Source organism: Clostridium sp. OM05-9, from assembly GCF_003481465.1.
Classification (GTDB): Bacteria; Bacillota; Clostridia; order Lachnospirales; family Lachnospiraceae; genus Coprococcus; species Coprococcus ammoniilyticus.
Genome location: NZ_QULF01000007.1, coordinates 61,616 through 79,680, shown reverse-complemented (window position 1 = coordinate 79,680; position 18,065 = coordinate 61,616). Strand labels below are relative to the sequence as shown.

14 protein-coding genes are annotated in these 18,065 nt (G+C 43.4%); all 14 read right to left on the bottom strand.

Features of this window, described 5'->3' with window-relative positions:
- Nucleotides 1-21: 21 nt before the first annotated feature.
- On the bottom strand, nucleotides 22-1,395 hold the full coding sequence (locus DXB77_RS12200; RefSeq protein WP_118663464.1) for a DUF6382 domain-containing protein: 1,374 nt from the start codon (nucleotides 1,393-1,395) through the stop codon (nucleotides 22-24).
- Nucleotides 1,379-1,852, bottom strand: a complete 474-nt coding sequence (locus DXB77_RS12195; RefSeq protein WP_117808574.1) for a hypothetical protein — start codon at nucleotides 1,850-1,852, stop codon at nucleotides 1,379-1,381. The genes DXB77_RS12200 and DXB77_RS12195 overlap by 17 nt, the downstream gene beginning before the upstream one ends.
- A gap of 39 nt (nucleotides 1,853-1,891) precedes the next feature.
- Entirely contained in the window at nucleotides 1,892-2,644 is a 753-nt protein-coding gene (locus DXB77_RS12190) for a TadE family protein (RefSeq protein ID WP_207665163.1), read from the bottom strand.
- Between the two features lie 254 nt (nucleotides 2,645-2,898).
- A complete protein-coding gene (locus tag DXB77_RS12185; RefSeq protein ID WP_118663460.1) occupies nucleotides 2,899-4,287 on the bottom strand; it encodes a DUF5702 domain-containing protein in 1,389 nt (462 codons plus the stop codon).
- A gap of 18 nt (nucleotides 4,288-4,305) precedes the next feature.
- The gene (locus DXB77_RS12180; protein ID WP_117784748.1) at nucleotides 4,306-4,476 is read right to left on the bottom strand and encodes a Flp1 family type IVb pilin; all 171 of its coding nucleotides are present in this window, start codon (nucleotides 4,474-4,476) and stop codon (nucleotides 4,306-4,308) included.
- Nucleotides 4,477-4,533: 57 nt separating this feature from the next.
- Nucleotides 4,534-5,850, bottom strand: a complete 1,317-nt coding sequence (locus DXB77_RS12175; protein ID WP_021943395.1) for a type II secretion system F family protein — start codon at nucleotides 5,848-5,850, stop codon at nucleotides 4,534-4,536.
- A gap of 3 nt (nucleotides 5,851-5,853) precedes the next feature.
- The gene (locus DXB77_RS12170) at nucleotides 5,854-6,597 is read right to left on the bottom strand and encodes a type II secretion system F family protein (RefSeq protein WP_117808572.1); all 744 of its coding nucleotides are present in this window, start codon (nucleotides 6,595-6,597) and stop codon (nucleotides 5,854-5,856) included.
- An 18-nt stretch (nucleotides 6,598-6,615) separates the two neighbouring features.
- Entirely contained in the window at nucleotides 6,616-7,776 is a 1,161-nt protein-coding gene (locus DXB77_RS12165; protein ID WP_117808571.1) for a CpaF family protein, read from the bottom strand.
- A 50-nt stretch (nucleotides 7,777-7,826) separates the two neighbouring features.
- Complete coding sequence (locus DXB77_RS12160; RefSeq protein WP_117808570.1) at nucleotides 7,827-8,786, bottom strand: hypothetical protein; 960 nt, start codon at nucleotides 8,784-8,786, stop codon at nucleotides 7,827-7,829.
- A 34-nt stretch (nucleotides 8,787-8,820) separates the two neighbouring features.
- Entirely contained in the window at nucleotides 8,821-9,333 is a 513-nt protein-coding gene (locus tag DXB77_RS12155; RefSeq protein ID WP_117808569.1) for an A24 family peptidase, read from the bottom strand.
- Nucleotides 9,334-9,592: 259 nt separating this feature from the next.
- Nucleotides 9,593-10,369 (bottom strand): hypothetical protein, encoded by a 777-nt coding sequence (locus tag DXB77_RS12150; protein ID WP_117808568.1) that lies wholly within the window; start codon nucleotides 10,367-10,369, stop codon nucleotides 9,593-9,595.
- Between the two features lie 20 nt (nucleotides 10,370-10,389).
- Nucleotides 10,390-12,141: an ATP-binding protein gene (locus tag DXB77_RS12145; protein ID WP_117808567.1), complete on the bottom strand. Its 1,752-nt coding sequence runs from the start codon at nucleotides 12,139-12,141 to the stop codon at nucleotides 10,390-10,392.
- A gap of 301 nt (nucleotides 12,142-12,442) precedes the next feature.
- Nucleotides 12,443-15,634: a GtrA family protein gene (locus DXB77_RS12140; protein ID WP_118663458.1), complete on the bottom strand. Its 3,192-nt coding sequence runs from the start codon at nucleotides 15,632-15,634 to the stop codon at nucleotides 12,443-12,445.
- Nucleotides 15,635-15,711: 77 nt separating this feature from the next.
- A complete protein-coding gene (locus DXB77_RS12135) occupies nucleotides 15,712-18,021 on the bottom strand; it encodes a glycoside hydrolase family 9 protein (RefSeq protein ID WP_118663456.1) in 2,310 nt (769 codons plus the stop codon).
- Nucleotides 18,022-18,065: the final 44 nt, after the last annotated feature.

Here is an 18,065-nt window from a genome sequence, read left to right as displayed (position 1 = left end):
GAAAAAGCTGTTTCCTCCTTCCTATATTTGAGCCCGCAGCTCATATTCTATATTCCCAAATGAAATAATATCTCCGGGCAATACCACTGCCGGATAGTCCACTCGCAGTGGATAACCATTTACATATGTCCCATTTGTCGAACCCATATCCTCCAGTACATATTTATGATTGACATATCGGATCCTGCTATGAACCCGACTCACAGACTTATCGGAAATACAAAAATCTGCCATATCCCCACGTCCGATCAATCTTGGAAGTGTATCCAGACAGATCACCGGATTCGATGTGGCTTCCGCTTGCCCTCCAACCGGAACTAACATGCATACCGGATCGGTTGCCGGAAGTATGGTTGTCTCCTGTTGTGTATCAACGGCTGCGGGTTGTCCATTTCCATCCGCTGCTGCCGGAAATATAGTTATATCCTGTTCCGGTATACAAGGTTCAACAACCTCCTCTTCTTTTCCAGTCTGATCTGTTAAGAACAGCTCCATCCAGACAAATAATTCCACTGCCAGTAAGATGCATACACCGAATAAAGGTTTCATATGTTGGATCCGTCCATTTGCCCGGTACTGCATCCATCCATAGCTGATCCCAAACAACGCCGTTGCAAGCATACAGGCAATAACGACCGTCTTATACACGATCGTCCGAACCGATGTCTTATCATCGTCAATGTCACTCTGTACTATCGTCCTGTTCCGGTTCGATTTCTTCCATTTATTCCGGTTTGGTTCTTTTCTCAAAAATGCAGCCAGTCCTGCTGCCTCTTCCTCTTCCTCAGTTTTGCCCGTTTCTTCCGTTCTATATATATCTGTATTTCCCGTACCATCTGTATCGCCGCTTTCTTCCGTGCGGAATTCTGTAAAAAAATCTACCAGCTTTTCAAGATCATAATTTGCATCCATGATCTTCTGATACAGATCATATACCCGGTCACTGCCCGCCCGGTCTGCATGATCCATCCTGCATATCATCTGATCTAACAGCCTCCGCATCTGCTCCCGGACCCCACTCTGATATCCCGGAAGATAGATAAAACCAAAGCATTTCTGCGCTATATCATAAAAGATACAATCTTCCACCAGGATCAGATTATTAACGGACAGCAAATATCTGCCAAGCTGGTGAAATACCATAACCAGTTCCTGAAACAGTTGTAATATAAGCACCGGAGTTATCGTGATCGTCTGCTCTATTACTGCAAATTCTGTCAGTCCGTTAACCTCATAACAAGGAATCGCATCTCCATCTATGAACATCACGTTAAATGGAAGAACATATGGGATGAAGTTGTTCTGAAGCATTTTGGTTTCATAGGAGACCTGATAATCGGTGTCGGTAAGCATCAGATATACATTTATCCCATCAGTGTCATAATGTTTTTCCATACAACTGCCACCTCCTGAGATTATTGCTGATATCCCGGATTTCTTTCTCAATCTTTACTTTTCTCTGTGTTGCCTTTTTATCTGTCAGCAGTCCAATTCCCGGGTGCAGCTCTTCATATTTGATAACTGCATCTATGGTTCCTGTTATACCGGAAAGTAACGCATTTCCAGAAGGACGAAAGCGCACGCTTGTTTCCAGTTCATCCAGATGCTGCATGGATGGCCTGACCATCTGATCTAACGCCTGATTCAATGTATCCTCTGCGCTGTTTCCACTTCCAGACATATATCGTTCCCGATTACAGACCACATGATATGCCTCGCCGGTTGCAATTCCGTTATTCAACTGCACAATCATCATATTGATAACAACAAATATAACAGTGATCACGATTGGCATAATAATGCACATTTCGATCACGATCGTTCCACGATCATCCTTTTTCCCAGAATTCATATCTTTCACCTTTCCTGTTCCTGCACCCTTACAAGAATTTCATCCGTTACCACAGTTGCTGCATGGTGGTATGCTTCCAACATTCTTTTGTTTGACACGCATAACCGTTCGTTTTAATCCAGAACAGGAAACAGAGAGATGGTATCGGTCTCCCGTCTCCGTTATATATACCGTTCCATCCGTCGTCCTGCCCTCCGCACACCGCTCACAAGGAGACAGATTCTGATACCTATCAGAAAGCTCTCCATCCGGAATCTGCCGGATCGTAAGTTTTATATGATAACAGGTTCTGCTGGTATGATAGGCCTCTCCGGTCTCCGTGATATAAACGTATTTATTTTCTTCTGTCTCATTATTTTCCAATTGCATACCGATAAATGCACGCTGCCGGATCTGTTCCTGAACCTTCCAGGTCAGTTCTCCAAAAAATGGGACATTGATCTGCAGTTTATATCGCAGCTTAAGATCAATGCAGCCATCTGCTTCACTGTAAGCTGATCTTGTAACCAGAATTCCTCCGGTTCCACCCACAATACAGGAAGCATCCACCGGGGATATATCCAGATAATGCTGCAGTCTTTCTTTTGCTGTCAGAACATTGACACCGTTCCCCGGTAAATCCACTGTTTTTTTATCCTGTACATATGAATACGCATATTGATATTCTGCCAGGCACTGTGCAGTGTCCTGCATGGCATCATAGACGATCAACCGTGTCTGCAACAGATTTCCCATCCAGAAAAACACAACTGCTGCCATGATAAAAAGCGGCAGGATCAGGGCTGCCTCCACCGTGGCACTACCCTCCTGCCTGTTCCATATACAAAATATCCTCTGAAAGAAAGGAATGGTCTTATACACTCTCTTACCATACTGTCTGCTCAAATGTTTTCTGTTCAGGTCTTGGAGAGACGGAGAAATACTTTTGATTTTATTATTTTTGGAAATGGAATATGCCACCGCATGGATAATAGACTGCAGCCAAAATATATAATAAGAGAGCATATAACACCATCCTTTCCATCTGATATTTCTATGTTTTATATTTAATAAACTGCACTGACCGAAGTTGCATACGACCGTTTTCCTTTTGTAATATCAATATCGATCGTAAATGCATCCACACAGTTTGTAATAAGAAATCCATCCTGGACAAGTGCAGTATTTAATTGAATCAGATCACACATCCGATAGTACATTCTGTTATTCTTCTCTGCTAATAACAGCATCAGAAACGCTTCATAATCCAGTCCTTTTTCTGTCTGACCGGATGCCGGCTCTACACTGGTGAGATTCCCTATATGCGCAAGATCCAGCTTCCAGTCTGCTGCCTTCTTGATCAGGGGAATCTTTCCTCCCGCCAACAATGTTCGTATCTCAAGTATCGTTTCTCCATAGGAAAAACAGGCTGCAAGCAGATATTTTGCTGCTCCATATGTAATGCCCGGTACAAGTGCAAGTGTCGCTGCCATACTGCTTATTTCCGCCATTTTCTCTGCATCCGATAACAGTACCGCCATATTAACCGGAAGTCTGTGAAGTATGATCTGGTTTACAACACAGGTCAGATTATCATAGTCATTGTCCTTCCCTGCGATCAGATATTCCACTTCACACTGGAATACGCAGTTATCCAACTCCGCGTCCGTAACATTTTTAAAGCACTCCATCGCGTAAAGAATCCCATTGATATCCGTGCCTAATTCCGATTTTCCTGTCCCACGAACCTTTCCAAGCTCTGCTTCCAACCGGTCAATATCCGAAAAAGAAGTGTCCATGCTCTCCTGAACATTTTCCTTTCCACATGCAGTCGATGGTACATCCTGCATGGATACTTTCGTTTGTGATACAGATTTTCCGGATGGAAGAACGAGCTGTAGCAATCCGATCCCAAGCTCCTGTTCCAACAGTTTTCTGGGATCCTCTCCCTGCCAGTTACCTTCCTGTTCTGTTTCCTCGCTCTTTCCATTCCGTATCTCCTCTGCTATCTCTTCGGCATCCGCATTGTCATATGCCAGATCTTCGCTTATCGTTTCCAGTGCCTTTGTTTCCAAATACAGCGTCATATATTCCTCTATCTGTTTTTTTAAGTCATAGCAATCATCAGCAACCACCGTTCTCACATCTGTCAGGCAGGCATCCTCTACAGCAAATCCATAGCCGGAGAGTGTATAGTCCATATAATCAGATACCCGTTCCTCCAGCATTCCTTCACCATAACCCATATAGCTTTTATCCAGTAATAACAGGTGATACCGATCAAATATCCGGGACTGGTACTCTGCCTGTATATGGAGGGATGCACCACGGGCAGCTTCTGCCACCCGTGCCCTGTTCATGTAGATCCCTGTAATCTCAACTGCTGCCAGAAATAATCCCAGCAGGCTGACCAGCACCAGACTTAAAAATACTGTAATCTGTCCGTTATTTTTCAAATCTGCAGAGTCTCCTTACTAATAAATCTTCTTCGCACTCTTACCGATCGAGGTCCAGATCTTGTTCACAAGACTTGTAATCTTCTCCTGAAAGATAAGTACCATGGCGATCAATACAACTGTGATCAAAAGGATCTCTACAACTCCCATTCCACTTTCATCTAATAAAAAATTCTTCACATTTCTCATACTCTTTATTGTCAGCAATGACTATTCCACTGCCGTTTCCTCCTTCTTTTTGTTCTTTTAAAATCCCAGCAATGCCGGGGCTATCACTATGATCATTACAATTCCTAACTGAAGAATCATCGGAAATAAAAGCTTTGTTCCCGCCTCTTCTCCTTTTCGTTTTGCCAGCTCCTTTTTTAACTGCAATGCAGCAGCCTCCTCTTCTGCCAGCAGATTCAGGATATCCCTTGTCCCTTTTTTGATATTCTGTGACAAAAGAGTAAATATCTTCTGATAAACCGGAAGGCCCAGCCGGTTGCTCAGCCGGTAATAGCCTTCTGTTTCCGGAATTCCCGACTGTATCTCATTCAATGTATAATTCAGCTCCTCTGCCAGAACCGGGCTGTCACTTTGCACCACAGCTCTACTCAGAGACCCCTTCACCGTTAATCCGGCTCCCATATAAAGGCTCATCAGATCCACAAAAGATGGGTACGCCATAAGCAACTCCTCATTTCTCTTTTTCTCCTTCGTCCGTATATCCGAATATTCTTTATAGACGAGCAAAATACTGAATATCCCTCCAAGAACAAATACCAGTACCGGAAGCCGCATCGTACCGGTATGCTGCAGATGATATCCCGCAACTGTCTCCGGAAGAACCAATGATGAAGTATCTGACTTACGCTGTAGCATATCTAACGCCTCCTGAATCGTCTCTATTGCCTTTTCCGTCTCATTCTTTTCCCTGCCTGCAACCTTTACAGGATAGTTTCTGGATGCCGAAAAATCTTCATAAGACAGAGTTGCCACCAGATTTACAAGAACCGGTTCATCCAGCCGATGATCAATGATCTCGCCTCGGTAATCAACAATATCGCTTTCATCTTCAATCTCCCATGAAACCCGGAGTCCCAGTTCATCAACAGAATCGATCAGCTCCAGATCCTCCGTAATATGATCTGCATTCTCGTTTGTTCCCAAATATACGGAATCAATGTAAGCAAATCCTTTATCAAAAGCCTCTTCAATGCTCTCTGCATCATAGGTCAACGGAAGCACATCCACAGATATCATCTGCTTTTCACCATTGATCTCTGTTTCCAACTGCGTGACTGTTTCATCTCCACCGTAGGATTCCCTGTTCAATACAATCGAAGTCTTTGTCCGGTTCATATATACTGCCAGACCAACGGATAAGACCAATGTTCCAAAAAATACCAGCAGACTGTTCGACAGGATTCGGATACAATATTCCTCACATAACCGAGTCAGTTCATCCTCCGGTACAACATGGATCTTTCGCATCCGTTCCCGGATCGTTCTCATATTCAAAAACCTATGTATCTTCCGGTACAGAAAGCTGCCAACCGGTCTTTTTAATTCTCTCATCATCCATCACACTCCAATATTGATCAGTTTTCTGCTCCAGAAATATGAAATGATTCCTGCCAGCAGACATAATGTCATCACGATCCGACCTGCCACTCCTTCATATAAAATACAGATATAACTCTGGTTCACCATACGAAGATATCCAATGATCAGAAAAGGAATGACCAGCATGATCCTCTGTTCATACCGTTTTGCTGCGATCATAGTCGCAATCTCCATTTCCACTTCTACCTTTCGGGCAATTCCAGCCGCAGTCGTTTTCATGATCTGTACCATATTGCCGCCTGTCCTTTTTGCCACAGCAACCAGTTGGGAAAAATTATGGATCTCGCGGATACCGGAGCGTTCTCCAAAATCCGCAAGAACATCTTCTATGTTCTTATGTAAGCGGATCTCATGCATGATCAATACAAGCTCCCGGACGATCAGCGCATCTTTTCCGTATGTCCGTGTCAGCTCCTCATGTGCTGCTATAAAAGCATTCTCAAATGAATATCCGACGCTGAGACTGGCGGCAAGTGCCTGCACCATATCCTTAAACTGAAGATATAATTCCTGCTGCCTCCTCTTCCTTTTGTATTCTTCAAACAGCCTTCGCACATATACACCCGTGGGCAGCATCAGAATCAGCGGAAGAAATGAATCATAAAATATAATGCATACCACTGCTGCCGCAACCAGATATCCCATTCCAAAAACAATGTTTTCCATCAAAGATAACCGGTATCGTGTATAATCTGTTTTCACATCCTGGCCCCTCCTTTCCTATTCCAGCCCTGCCCGTTTCAATTTCTCCTTGTTCTGCAAAGCTGCCTTCTTTTTCAAATATCCCTGAACGGTTTTCCTGCCCTTCTCTGCCTGTTCTTCAAATTCATAAAGTGACGTCAACTGAACCTGTCCATTCTCTATTCCTGTTACTTCACAGATCTCTGTTACCTTTCTGGATCCATCCCGGAGTCTTCCCAGATGAATGATAATATCCACAGCCGAAGCGATCTGCCGCCTAACAGCTTCCATCGGAAGTTCTATTCCCATCAGCACCATAGATTCCAGCCTTGTGATCATGTCATATGCTGAGTTTGCATGGCCGGTCGAAAGGCTTCCATCATGCCCGGTATTCATTGCTGTCAGCATATCGATCGCTGCCGAATCCCGGACTTCACCTACGATCACCCGGTCCGGCCGCATACGAAGACTTGCCTTGATCAAATCCCGTATCGTGATCGCATTTTCGCCTTCCACATTGGAATTTCTGGTTTCCATCCGTACCAGATTCTCCACATCACGCAACTGCAGTTCTGCCGAATCCTCGATCGTGATGATCCGTTCGGTCTTTGGTATATAATCCGACAGCGCATTCAGGAATGTCGTCTTTCCTGCTCCCGTTCCTCCTGATACAAATATGTTGTATCTTGCCTTTACCAGCAGCTTCAGGAATCCGGCAGTTTCCTCATCTAAAGCCCCAAGTTCAATCAGCCTTTCCATCGTCATTTTCTCTTTTGGAAACTTACGGATCGTCATGGTCGGTCCATCAAGGGCGACCGGTGGCAGCACCACATTCACTCTGGAACCATCCGGCAGTCTGGCATCTACGATCGGGACTGCTTCGTTCACTAAGCGGTTACATCCGGCTACGATCTGCTGAATAATCGATGCCAGACGATCTTCGCTCTCAAAGCTCTGGGAAAAGGACTGAATACGTCCATCTTTCTCTACAAAGATCTGATCGTACCCATTGATCATGATCTCCGTTATGCTGTCATCCTCTAACAAATCTGATAACACATCCATCCGTCTGACCGCATTGAACAATTCCTTTCTCAACCGAATCCGTCCTTCCAGACTGACATATCCGATATCCGGATGTTCCAGAAGCGATCGGTCGATCAGTTCCAGAACCTTCTCATCTATGATCTCCTGAGACATATCCAGTTCTTCCAGAACGTGCTCTTTTAATTTCTTTCTGTCCTCTGGGCTTATATCCCCACCAGCCTTCCCGCCAATTGCATCATCTCCGCACTGTCATATGCATGATCCGGTACAACGACCTGCTGCATCCGCATGACTACCTTCTGTAATTCCTGTTTCTCCAACAATCTTTGAAATGCCGCAACCTTTTCTTCTGCATACCCGCCATCCAGAACCGGAACAAATACATGATCGAACTCACCAAGTATCGTAATATCTCCAAGCACGCTGCCATCAATATCAAATACGATCGTTGTGTATCGTCCATATGCAATCAGCTTCTTTATGAACCAGCTCACATCCGACCGGTTCAGTTCTCTGATATCCAGATATACTTCCGGTGACGCGATCATGCTAATCCCTCCTTCCACAACCACACTTTTATCCAGATATTCAAAAATCTGCCCTGATTGTATTCGGATCAAATATGCAAGCTCAGACATACCACAAGTCTTATCCGTTACTGTCTCCGAAGTTTCCTGCTTCCTTTCTCCATATGCTTCCATCCCGATATACAGCCCACCACGTACCTCGTCCATCAGGCAGATGCTTTTTGCCAGTCTGGTCTTACCCGACCTGCCGATTGGGGAGATAACTGCATAAGTCGCAAATAACTCCCATTTTCCTTCTGCCTCCTCCGCTTTTATGATCCGCAACACCCGCTTCAGTATTTCTTCCACACTCAGATACCGGTAAATTGCTTCTTTCTCCGTCTTATCCGGTGCCTGCTCCGCCAGCTTGATCGTACAAATATTTTTTCCTTCCGGAAGTCCTACGATCACAGGCATCATGCTTTCTTCATACAACAGCGCATCTAATGTGTGCTCCTTCAGATAATTTTCCAATCGTTCTTCTGTCGAAAATGCCATTGCGAAGAATGGATTTCTTTTATCTGCATTAATGTAATTCATCAACCCGATCACATAGTTTGATTCCATTCCAACTATGCCAAGTTTTAACTGCCGCACTTTTTCCTCCTTTCCCAGCTTCTTTCTTCAAATATCAACCCCATTGGCAATACAACAGACATCCCAGTAATATTGCCATGGAAAAATGGATCTTATTCCTTCGGTGCCGTCTTCGTCTTCGATGCTTCAGCCATGGGATCCATACATTCTTTACCATATACAGCAAAGACAAAACCCCACCAAACAGAAACGAATACAGAACGATCCGCCAGACCTCCATTCCGATAAATGCACCAAGGGCTGCAAACAGCTTGATATCTCCGGCTCCCAGGAATCCAAATTGATACAGAAGGAACAGCAATGCAACCGGAAGGACAATACCAAGTACCACCTGTATGCCTCCCATTCTCCAGCCCTCTCTCTGGATCGTCACAAATATCCCGGTTTCCATCCCGATCAATACCAGCCAGTTCGGAATCCTCCATGTCTTGAAATCCAGAACTACTGCTGCACTTACCAACAGGATCATTAATGTCTTCTCAAAAACAAACGCTGTATCACTCTCCTTTTTTTCATTTTTCTGATGTCCTGCCATCAGCGTATCCATACGTTACCATCCCGAAAAAACATTGTAAATACGCAGAAAATAAACTAATTTTTACCATTCTTAACTTGACACAATCATTTAATATCTGTCAGTTTTGCACACATTTATCTATCCCTTTTCAGGCAACAAAAAAAGACCTGGCGTAACAGATCTTTTTCTGATTCTTATGTAATTTCTGAAGTTTGTGCTTCTTTTTGTCATATACGCATTTTGCAGATATTTATCTGGATTTTTGCATTTCTCTGACCTTATGCACTCACTACCGGGATACTTCTTCATTCTGCGGAACCGCTTCCGGCTGGGATGTCGGTGCAACTGCAGGTACGGATTCCTGTACAGGTCCTGCCTGTGGAGCAGGTGCAGGATTCTGCTGTGGTGGCATCTCATTCATCTGTGGTGCCATACCCTGTGGTGGCATTCCGTTCATCTGTGGTGCCATACCCTGTGGTGGCATTCCGTTCATCTGTGGTGCCATACCCTGTGGCGGCATTCCGTTCATCTGTGGATTATACATGCCCTGCTGTGGCATTCCATTCATCTGTGGTGCCATACCCTGTGGTGGCATTCCGTTCATCTGCGGTGCCATGCCCTGTGGCGGCATTCCGTTCATCTGTGGATTGTAGCCTTGTGGTGGCATTCCATTCATCTGTGGATTGTACATACCCTGTGGTGGCATTCCGTTCATCTGCGGATTATACATACCCTGTGGTGGTGTCTGCTGATACTGATTGCCACTGTTCATGATACGGTGTTCCTGTTCTTCTACTTCTCTGTATTCCTTCTCCAGAGCTGCAATATTCTCTAATCCCTTTGCAGCACTGTCAAACAGATGCTTGATCTCCTCCGGTGCTTCTTCCTTGTTCAGGTTGTAATAATATCTTCCGATCTCTGTATAGATTCTGTCAAGATTGGAATTCTCAGATGAGATCTTGCCTTTTATCTTTGTCTTCTGTGCAGCACACTTTGTGCTGTCAACTGCCTGATTAGCTAATGACTTTGTCTTTTCAAATGCATTCTGAAAAAAATTACCTGCCATTGTCAAATGACCTCCTTATGTTAATCATCAATATATTTGTTCAATGTCTCAACAACATCGTTCAGATTATATGGTTTTGCTATGTAATCATCCAGTTTATTCTCAAGAATACGTTCCTTATCACCAAACATGGCTCTTGCTGTTACTGCGATAATTGGAAGTCTCTTTCTCTTCTCTTTCTGCTCGATCTCACGGATCTCCTGTGTAGCTGCGATACCATCCATAACAGGCATCTGTACATCAAATAACGCTGCATCGTAAATCTTCTGCTTGAAGAGTTCAACTGCTTTCTGACCATTCTCTGCAATATCGTAAGAGAAGCCTGCCATACCAAGTAACTTACCGATTACCTGCTGATTAACCGGTTCATCCTCAGCTACAAGGATTCTTGCCTTGCTGTGTGCATTGATTGAAAATACAGCCGGTTCTTCTTCCTGCTCAATCTCTACTGATGCATCATCCGATGCCTTTACAACCTTCATAGGTACTTCTACGATGAACGTAGAACCAATGTCTTCCTTACTCTGAACCTGAATATTGCCACCCATCAGTTCAACGATCTGCTTTGTGATTACAAGGCCAAGGCCGGATCCACCATATCTTCTTGTATCAGAAGAATCAACCTGGCTGAAACGGATAAACAGCTTGCTCATGTTAGCCTCTGAAATACCAATACCGGTATCTGCAACTGCCATACGGATCTTAACCTTATTTTCCCCTTCCATATCCATGGATGCGATCTTAACACGTACACTTCCCTCTGACGTAAACTTGATCGCGTTTGATAACAGGCAGTTTAATACCTGCTGAATTCTCTGTCCATCGCCCTTTACCAGCTTTGGAATATTGTTTCCAAATGAACAGTCGAGCTGTAACCCCTTATTATTTGCAAGTGGTACCTGAGCAGCAACCGTCTCCTCGATCGCCTGTTTGATATCAAATGTTTCTTCTTTGATCTTGTACTTTCCTGCTTCCAGCTTACTGATATCAAGGATATCATTGATCAGTCGGAGCAGTGTATCCGCACAGTTCTTTGCTGTTACAAGGTTATCTCTGTAATCTGCCTGAAGATCATCAGCCATCAGTGTAAGCTGGAGCATACCCAGAATACCATTGATAGGTGTACGGATCTCATGGCTCATATTTGCAAGGAACTCAGCCTGTGTCTTATAGGCTGCATTCGCATCAACAATTGCCTTGGACAATTTGTTCTCTGTATCTTTCTGATCTGTGATATCAATAACCACCATGTTAATGTAATCTGCTTCTGACTTATACATTACGGTGTTAAATACCTTCTGAAGAGATTCCATTGTGATCTCAACATCCATCAGATCTCCTTCTTTTGTTCCGGAGTTATTATATGCCGTAAACCAGGCATTGATATCCTGAAGGACCTCGATCTTGCTTTCTTTCAGGTTCTTGCCGGTGTAATCACTGACATCCAGCTTGAAATACTCACCAAAGATCTCGTTTGCATCTACGATCTGATAACTGACACCATTTACAGGATCATCTATGATCTTTGCCTGTGCAAAACCGATTGGCAGGTTCATAAATAACTTTTTATATTTATCTCCCTTTCCGCCACTTCCACTCGTACCGTCACCACAGATGATGAATACTCCTCCAAATGTTACAACTGCAGCAAGTATTCCAACGATCAGAGCACCCACTCCTACACCTGCAACACCTAAGATACCTGCCAGAAGACCAAGTACCGCACCGGCTGCTGCGACCGGTTTCCAACCCAACTCCTTAATTTTCTCCATTGATGCACCTCTATTTCTACTTTTTTGAATCTAATACTTTGACTCCACATGTTATTATATTATAAATGAATGTTAAGGTCAACGAGATGATAAAAAAACCTATAGATTTTTCATAAAATCTATAGGCCTTTTTTGATATTTTTTACTAGATATCACTAATGCACTGATTACACTATCTCCAGGAATCTGGCAGATATAAACAAATTTCAAGGTTCCATATGCCCTGTTTTTTATATATGTTATACATCTGTCAATTCCCGGCTCACAAAAGCGTACGCATTATGGTTATAATGCCTGTTTTTTATTTTGGATCGTTATCAAATACATCCTTCAGGATCTCATCTACATGCTTATAATAATCATCATCTAAAGTCTCCGGTTCTGTCTGCTCCACCGCTTCATCTACTGACAGGCTCCGGTCGTCCGGTTCTGGCAGATCACTTGTTGCATCCGACTCCGTTTCATTTATGCCGGCACTCTGTGTTCTGCGTTTTCTCCTGCCTGATGTTTTCTCCGCGTTCCGGTTCTGAAGCTGTCTTCTTCCACACAGGAAGCCAAACAGCAGCCAGCATGCAAAGGTAAGGATCAGTCCAAGTTTCAGACCAGGTGGAAAATATTTGAATTCGATCACATGATCACCCGCAGCAAGCTTCAATGCAATAAATGCATTTCCAACCTTGTCAATCTCATATTTTTCGCCATCGACATATGCTGTCCATCCGGCATCATATGGGATCGATGTGAACAGCAGTCCCGGATATGAGATCGTAATATAACCCTTCACATATCCATCTTCCATCTTTCCGATAAGAAGCTGCTGGCTCTGCAGGATATCATATGCCTGAAGGAAGGATTCCCAGTTCATATCTGCAACGATCAGCCGGGCAGTTCCTGTATTTGCCTGGGTATCGCGGAAACAATACTCAACCGTTACCTTCTGTCCCTTTACCAGATGTCCGACATGATAGGTCTGATTCTGAAGTCTTTCATAATTCTTCTCTTCATTGTCAATATAGATACGAACCTTGTTGATACCGGAGCAATTCGCCATGATATAAATATCATTCGTCTCATCCGTAATATCAAAGCTCAACTGGAAGTTACAGGTGCTGCTATCGGTACGCTTGTATGAATAATACTCACTCAGATCTCCCTGACGCGTTACCTCACAGTTATCACTGTATGTGGATACCTCCGGATATAATTCAGAGAATACTCCCGGCACACCGGTAGACAGCTTCACAAACTGGTTCAGCGTCTCAAACATATTTCCGATATCGCCATCATAATCCAACAGATCATTATTGACCATATAACCAAGGCTCAATGCATACGGATTCTCGTATAACCGTATACCATCCACCTCATTTACATAATTCACATCAAAATAATTATACTCGCCATCCCTCTGAAGCAGATATTTTATACCAAGCAGGGAATTGGATACTGTATTTCCACCATCAAACAGAAACTCATTTGCTCCTGTGTAATATCCCAGATCATGCATCATATCAACCAGATCTGCAGATACTGTCGATCCAAACAGACAGACGCTTTTCAGATTATAAAAGGTCGGTTCGTCTACGATCTTTGTATTCATCATCTCTACCCGGTATGGCTTATCCTTGCAGTCCAGATAATCAATTGCATTCCGGATCTCCGATTCCAGACCAAAATACTGACTGATATCTACATAACCATTGCTGTCATATCCCTTAATTCCATTGATCGTTGTCTCAACCAGACAGACAATCAGAAGCACATAGGATATGATCCGTTTCCACATACCCTTCGTCAATGTGAAGCCGACCATGCATACTGCGTATGCTGTTATAAAGATCTCTGTCCATAACAAAGTTTCCTTTTCCAGTGTACACTTCTTTGTCGCCAGGATCAGGAATGCATATCCACAGGCAATTCCAAGCATAACTGACAGGATATCCTTCTTCTGAAGCTTCATCAGCACTTCACAACACATGGCAAGTAGCAGGAAAATGAACAGAAATGAAAAACGATTCGGGATTCCATACTGATCATGGAAGCCATGCCAGATATAATTCAAAAGCTGGTTGTTAAAACTTGCAAATATAACTACAAGTATGATCACATTTTTAACCTTATCCCACAGCTTGATCCTACGGTTCAGCAGATATACAAACAGCAGAACAAAACAGATCGTTCCACAGTATATATTCAGCCCGCCGTCAAATTGCTGGTTCTTGATCGGCTTTGTCAGATAAAAAAGCTGTTTGATCTGATCCCAGATGCTTCCATACCATTCTGCTTTCGGAAATACACGGTTTGCCGAAGCGGTTGTATTCAGTCCAAGGTACGCCGGAATCAGAAGAAATGCTGCCATTCCGGCCGCCAATAAGGAACAGCCCGCTAAACGGAAACCATCCGTAAAGAATTTCTTTATGCTCTTATGATTGGTCAGCAGGAATTCCATAACGAGGAAAATACAGATCATGAAACAAATATAATAATTACACATCAATCCATAGAACAGGGACAGCACATATAACTTATAATTCCCGGTTTCTGTCATCCGTTCAAAGCCCGCCATAATAAGCGGAAGGATCAGGATGCAATCCATCCACATTAAGTTCCAGGAATAACCGATAATATAATTGCTTAATGCATATGCCGTTGAAAAGATCAGAATCACTGCCTGATATTTCCCCTGTTCCTCACATTTTTCCCGCATATAATAAGCAAATGACATACCGGATAAAATGATCTTGATTCCGATAAACAAGCTCATCGCAATATAGATATGCTCCTGCTTGAACAATACCACAAGGAAATTGATCGGGCAGGCAATATAATAGGCAATGATCGACAGCATATTGCTTCCAAGACCGATATCCCAGGTATAAAACAGACTTCCTTCATTTTGAAGCTTATCATAATAATCAGAAAAAAACGGAAGGTACTGATGCAGGCTGTCCACCATGGTCAGACTATTCCCGCCAAATGGTCCGATCTTTTCTGCTATCCATACTCCCAGCAGGAAACAAGCCGGAAGCAGTCCGGCAAGAAGAATAATATAGTTTTTCTTCATAAACAACCGTATAGACGGCTTTTTTTTCTTAAAGACGAAACATTTGCCAAATACATAATTGATCACAACTACAAAGAACTGAATAATGATCTTGGATAAGAATTCATTACAGCGGAAGGAATCACATAACAGATTCGTTCCAACTACTTCGACCAGCATGGCAAGAAGCCTGGTTCCGACAAAGGATATAAATTCCCGGCTTAAAGTCACGGCATCCTTCTTACTACTCTCCGTAAATACAAAAAACTTATTTGCAAAAAATGCAAACAGGATCGCCAGCGATATCGCTATGACATTCGCTCCGCTTCTGGATAAGCCGGTGAACATCCGCAGAAGATAAAATGAAACAATATTTACAACTGTCGTGGCTCCACCCGCTATTACATATCTTACAATCTCTTTTTTTAATAACTTCTTTATTGTGTCCATAACTATAACTCTCTTATATCAGTGCAGCCGAACAGATACCCCTGCCGGCTGCATGTTCATGTGTGTGTATTCTTTTTTTATTTTGTATTACCCAGACCTGACAGCAGATAGATCAATGGAGAATTCCAGTAGATTGTTATCTCATTACAGGAAAATGACTGTGCATTGTCTGCATAGCGGCTCTCCGGTGCTTTGCCCAGAAGAACAGCCTTCGCATATGGATCTTCCAGATTACTGTCTGCTCCGCCAACTAACATACCCGGCATTGCTACATCTAATACCTGAGATGGTCTGTGGTGTGGATGAAGCGGAGTTCTTGTACCAAAGCCTGTTACATAACAATAGCCGACTGCATTTCTTCCAAGCAGGTAATCTCTCTGATAGGAAGCATATTTTACATAGTCTGCATCTGGCTTCAGCTTGTTTGCCATCAGAAGTAACATTCCCTTATTTGCAATGTTCATATTACTTCCCCATGCAAATGTCTTAGTTGGTGATACCCATACGCCAAAACCATTGTCTTTGATCTGTTCTACCGTCTTATCTACTTCATTGAAGAACAGTTCGTTTGCCTTAGCTGAACCGCCGTCATACTTAATATAATCGTACAGGGCATAATATCCGACATCTGCCCATCCAAGTCCGTAGTTTACAATATCGTCGCCCTCAATGATCGCATCGGCTGCTTTCTTATAGGAATCATCTCCGGTTGCTGCATACAATTCTACTGCTGCCCAGATTGCTTCATCACGGAAAATGGTATCCGGATATTCACCGGTTACAATATCATCTGGATTGGAGAATCCGTGCGCATCCATGTTGCCACTCAGATATTCGTATGCTTTCTTTGATGCTTCCAGACATTTTGCTGCAAAATCTGCATCGTATTCTTTATATAGAACAGACGCCTTTGCCATAACAGCTGTAAAATCTCCGGTGGCTGTATTTGAGATCGGACATGCGATCAACTGTGCTGTTTCTTTCTCCGGCATAACCGTCTCAGGAAATACATCACAGGTTACCTTGTGATATACACCACCATTGTCATCCTGCATTTTAAGCATCCAGTCCAGTTCATATCTTGCTTCATCTAAGATATCCGGAACACCGTTTCCGCTTTCCGGAATACCAATATCATCTGCCTTGTATCCATTATCCTCGTATGTCATAAACAGATCCTGTACCGTCTTGGCACCGGATACAACATAACGGCCATAATCTCCGGCATCATGCCAGCCGCCTGTCACATCGATCTTCTTATCAGTCCCGTATACAACCGCTTCTCCTGTATGGCAGGCAGGATGTGCAAATTCGCCTGCAATGCTGCTGTCAAGTTCTGCTCCACAACGCTGGTTATACAGCATCAGTACAACATCCTTATACAGGTCACCATAGATATCATCACCGATCTTGAACTCTGCGGATTCTTCTCCATCATCTGTCTTGATCTTATAGGTTCCTGCATCCTTTACGGATGAGAAATCTGCCTGCTTGCAGAACATCTCTGATGGTGGATCGTAGGTAGCTTCTTCCGGCAGATCTGCTGAATATACGGACTTGTTTGATGTTACATCTATTACTTCAAATGACTTTGCATTTTTTCCGATCACAGTAGCAACCTTGGAATCGCCGGTCAGATAACCAACCTGGTTCACATTGATAGCCATAGGATCCGGTGTTGCTTCTACCTGCTGTGCACCGGAAGCATCAACTGCCTCTAATAAGATATTATCAAAATAAATATTATGCTCTGCTTCGTCTCCGGTCATACCTTCCTGCTTTCCCATATTAAAGCAAAGACGAGGTGCAGGATCGGATTCCTCTTCCATTGTAAACTGTGCTGTAATATGCTGTGTTTCCGGCCCGATTGTGATCACATCACTGGTATATGCATGATAATCTCCGCCATTGATCTGTAATCTCCATTCGATCGTACGCTCAATATCGCATCTTACATCAAAGGAATATTCATAAACGCATCCCTGATACAGACGAAAGCCATCGTAATAGATCTGGTTTGCATAATCCGCACTTCCTGTCTTTTTAATGTTGATGTGAAGCTCTCCATCCTCATTGGTCATTTCTTCATTTCCACCATTCGTATAGGTGTGGAAACCATCCGTATCCTTATCATCAAAATTGATATTGATGACTTTATCACCATCTGAAACACCCAGTGCCTCTGTTGTTGGCTCCTCTGTTTCCTCTTCGGTTGCCTTCTCCGTTGTCGTTTCTTCTTCCTCAGTGGACTCGGCTTCCGTCGTAACCTCTGTCGTCTCAGCGGTCGTTCCATCTGCATCTTTCTTTGTACCACTGCAGCCTGCAAGCAGTGACATGGTCATCGCCGCAGTCAGACAAAGAACAGCAACTTTTTTCATTTTTCTCATGTTTTATTATCCCTCCATATTTTCTTTATGTACGATACCTTCTC

What these genes read in the sequence shown, in the direction of transcription:
- DXB77_RS12200 (WP_118663464.1), bottom strand. Translation starts at nt 1,395, where the DNA reads ATGGAAAAACATTATGACACTGATGGGATAAATGTATATCTGATGCTT.
- DXB77_RS12195 (WP_117808574.1), bottom strand. Translation starts at nt 1,852, where the DNA reads ATGAATTCTGGGAAAAAGGATGATCGTGGAACGATCGTGATCGAAATG.
- DXB77_RS12180 (WP_117784748.1), bottom strand. Translation starts at nt 4,476, where the DNA reads ATGAGAAATGTGAAGAATTTTTTATTAGATGAAAGTGGAATGGGAGTT.
- DXB77_RS12175 (WP_021943395.1), bottom strand. Translation starts at nt 5,850, where the DNA reads ATGATGAGAGAATTAAAAAGACCGGTTGGCAGCTTTCTGTACCGGAAG.
- DXB77_RS12165 (WP_117808571.1), bottom strand. Translation starts at nt 7,776, where the DNA reads ATGTCTCAGGAGATCATAGATGAGAAGGTTCTGGAACTGATCGACCGA.
- DXB77_RS12155 (WP_117808569.1), bottom strand. Translation starts at nt 9,333, where the DNA reads ATGGATACGCTGATGGCAGGACATCAGAAAAATGAAAAAAAGGAGAGT.
- DXB77_RS12150 (WP_117808568.1), bottom strand. Translation starts at nt 10,369, where the DNA reads ATGGCAGGTAATTTTTTTCAGAATGCATTTGAAAAGACAAAGTCATTA.
- DXB77_RS12145 (WP_117808567.1), bottom strand. Translation starts at nt 12,141, where the DNA reads ATGGAGAAAATTAAGGAGTTGGGTTGGAAACCGGTCGCAGCAGCCGGT.
- DXB77_RS12140 (WP_118663458.1), bottom strand. Translation starts at nt 15,634, where the DNA reads ATGGACACAATAAAGAAGTTATTAAAAAAAGAGATTGTAAGATATGTA.
- DXB77_RS12135 (WP_118663456.1), bottom strand. Translation starts at nt 18,021, where the DNA reads ATGAGAAAAATGAAAAAAGTTGCTGTTCTTTGTCTGACTGCGGCGATG.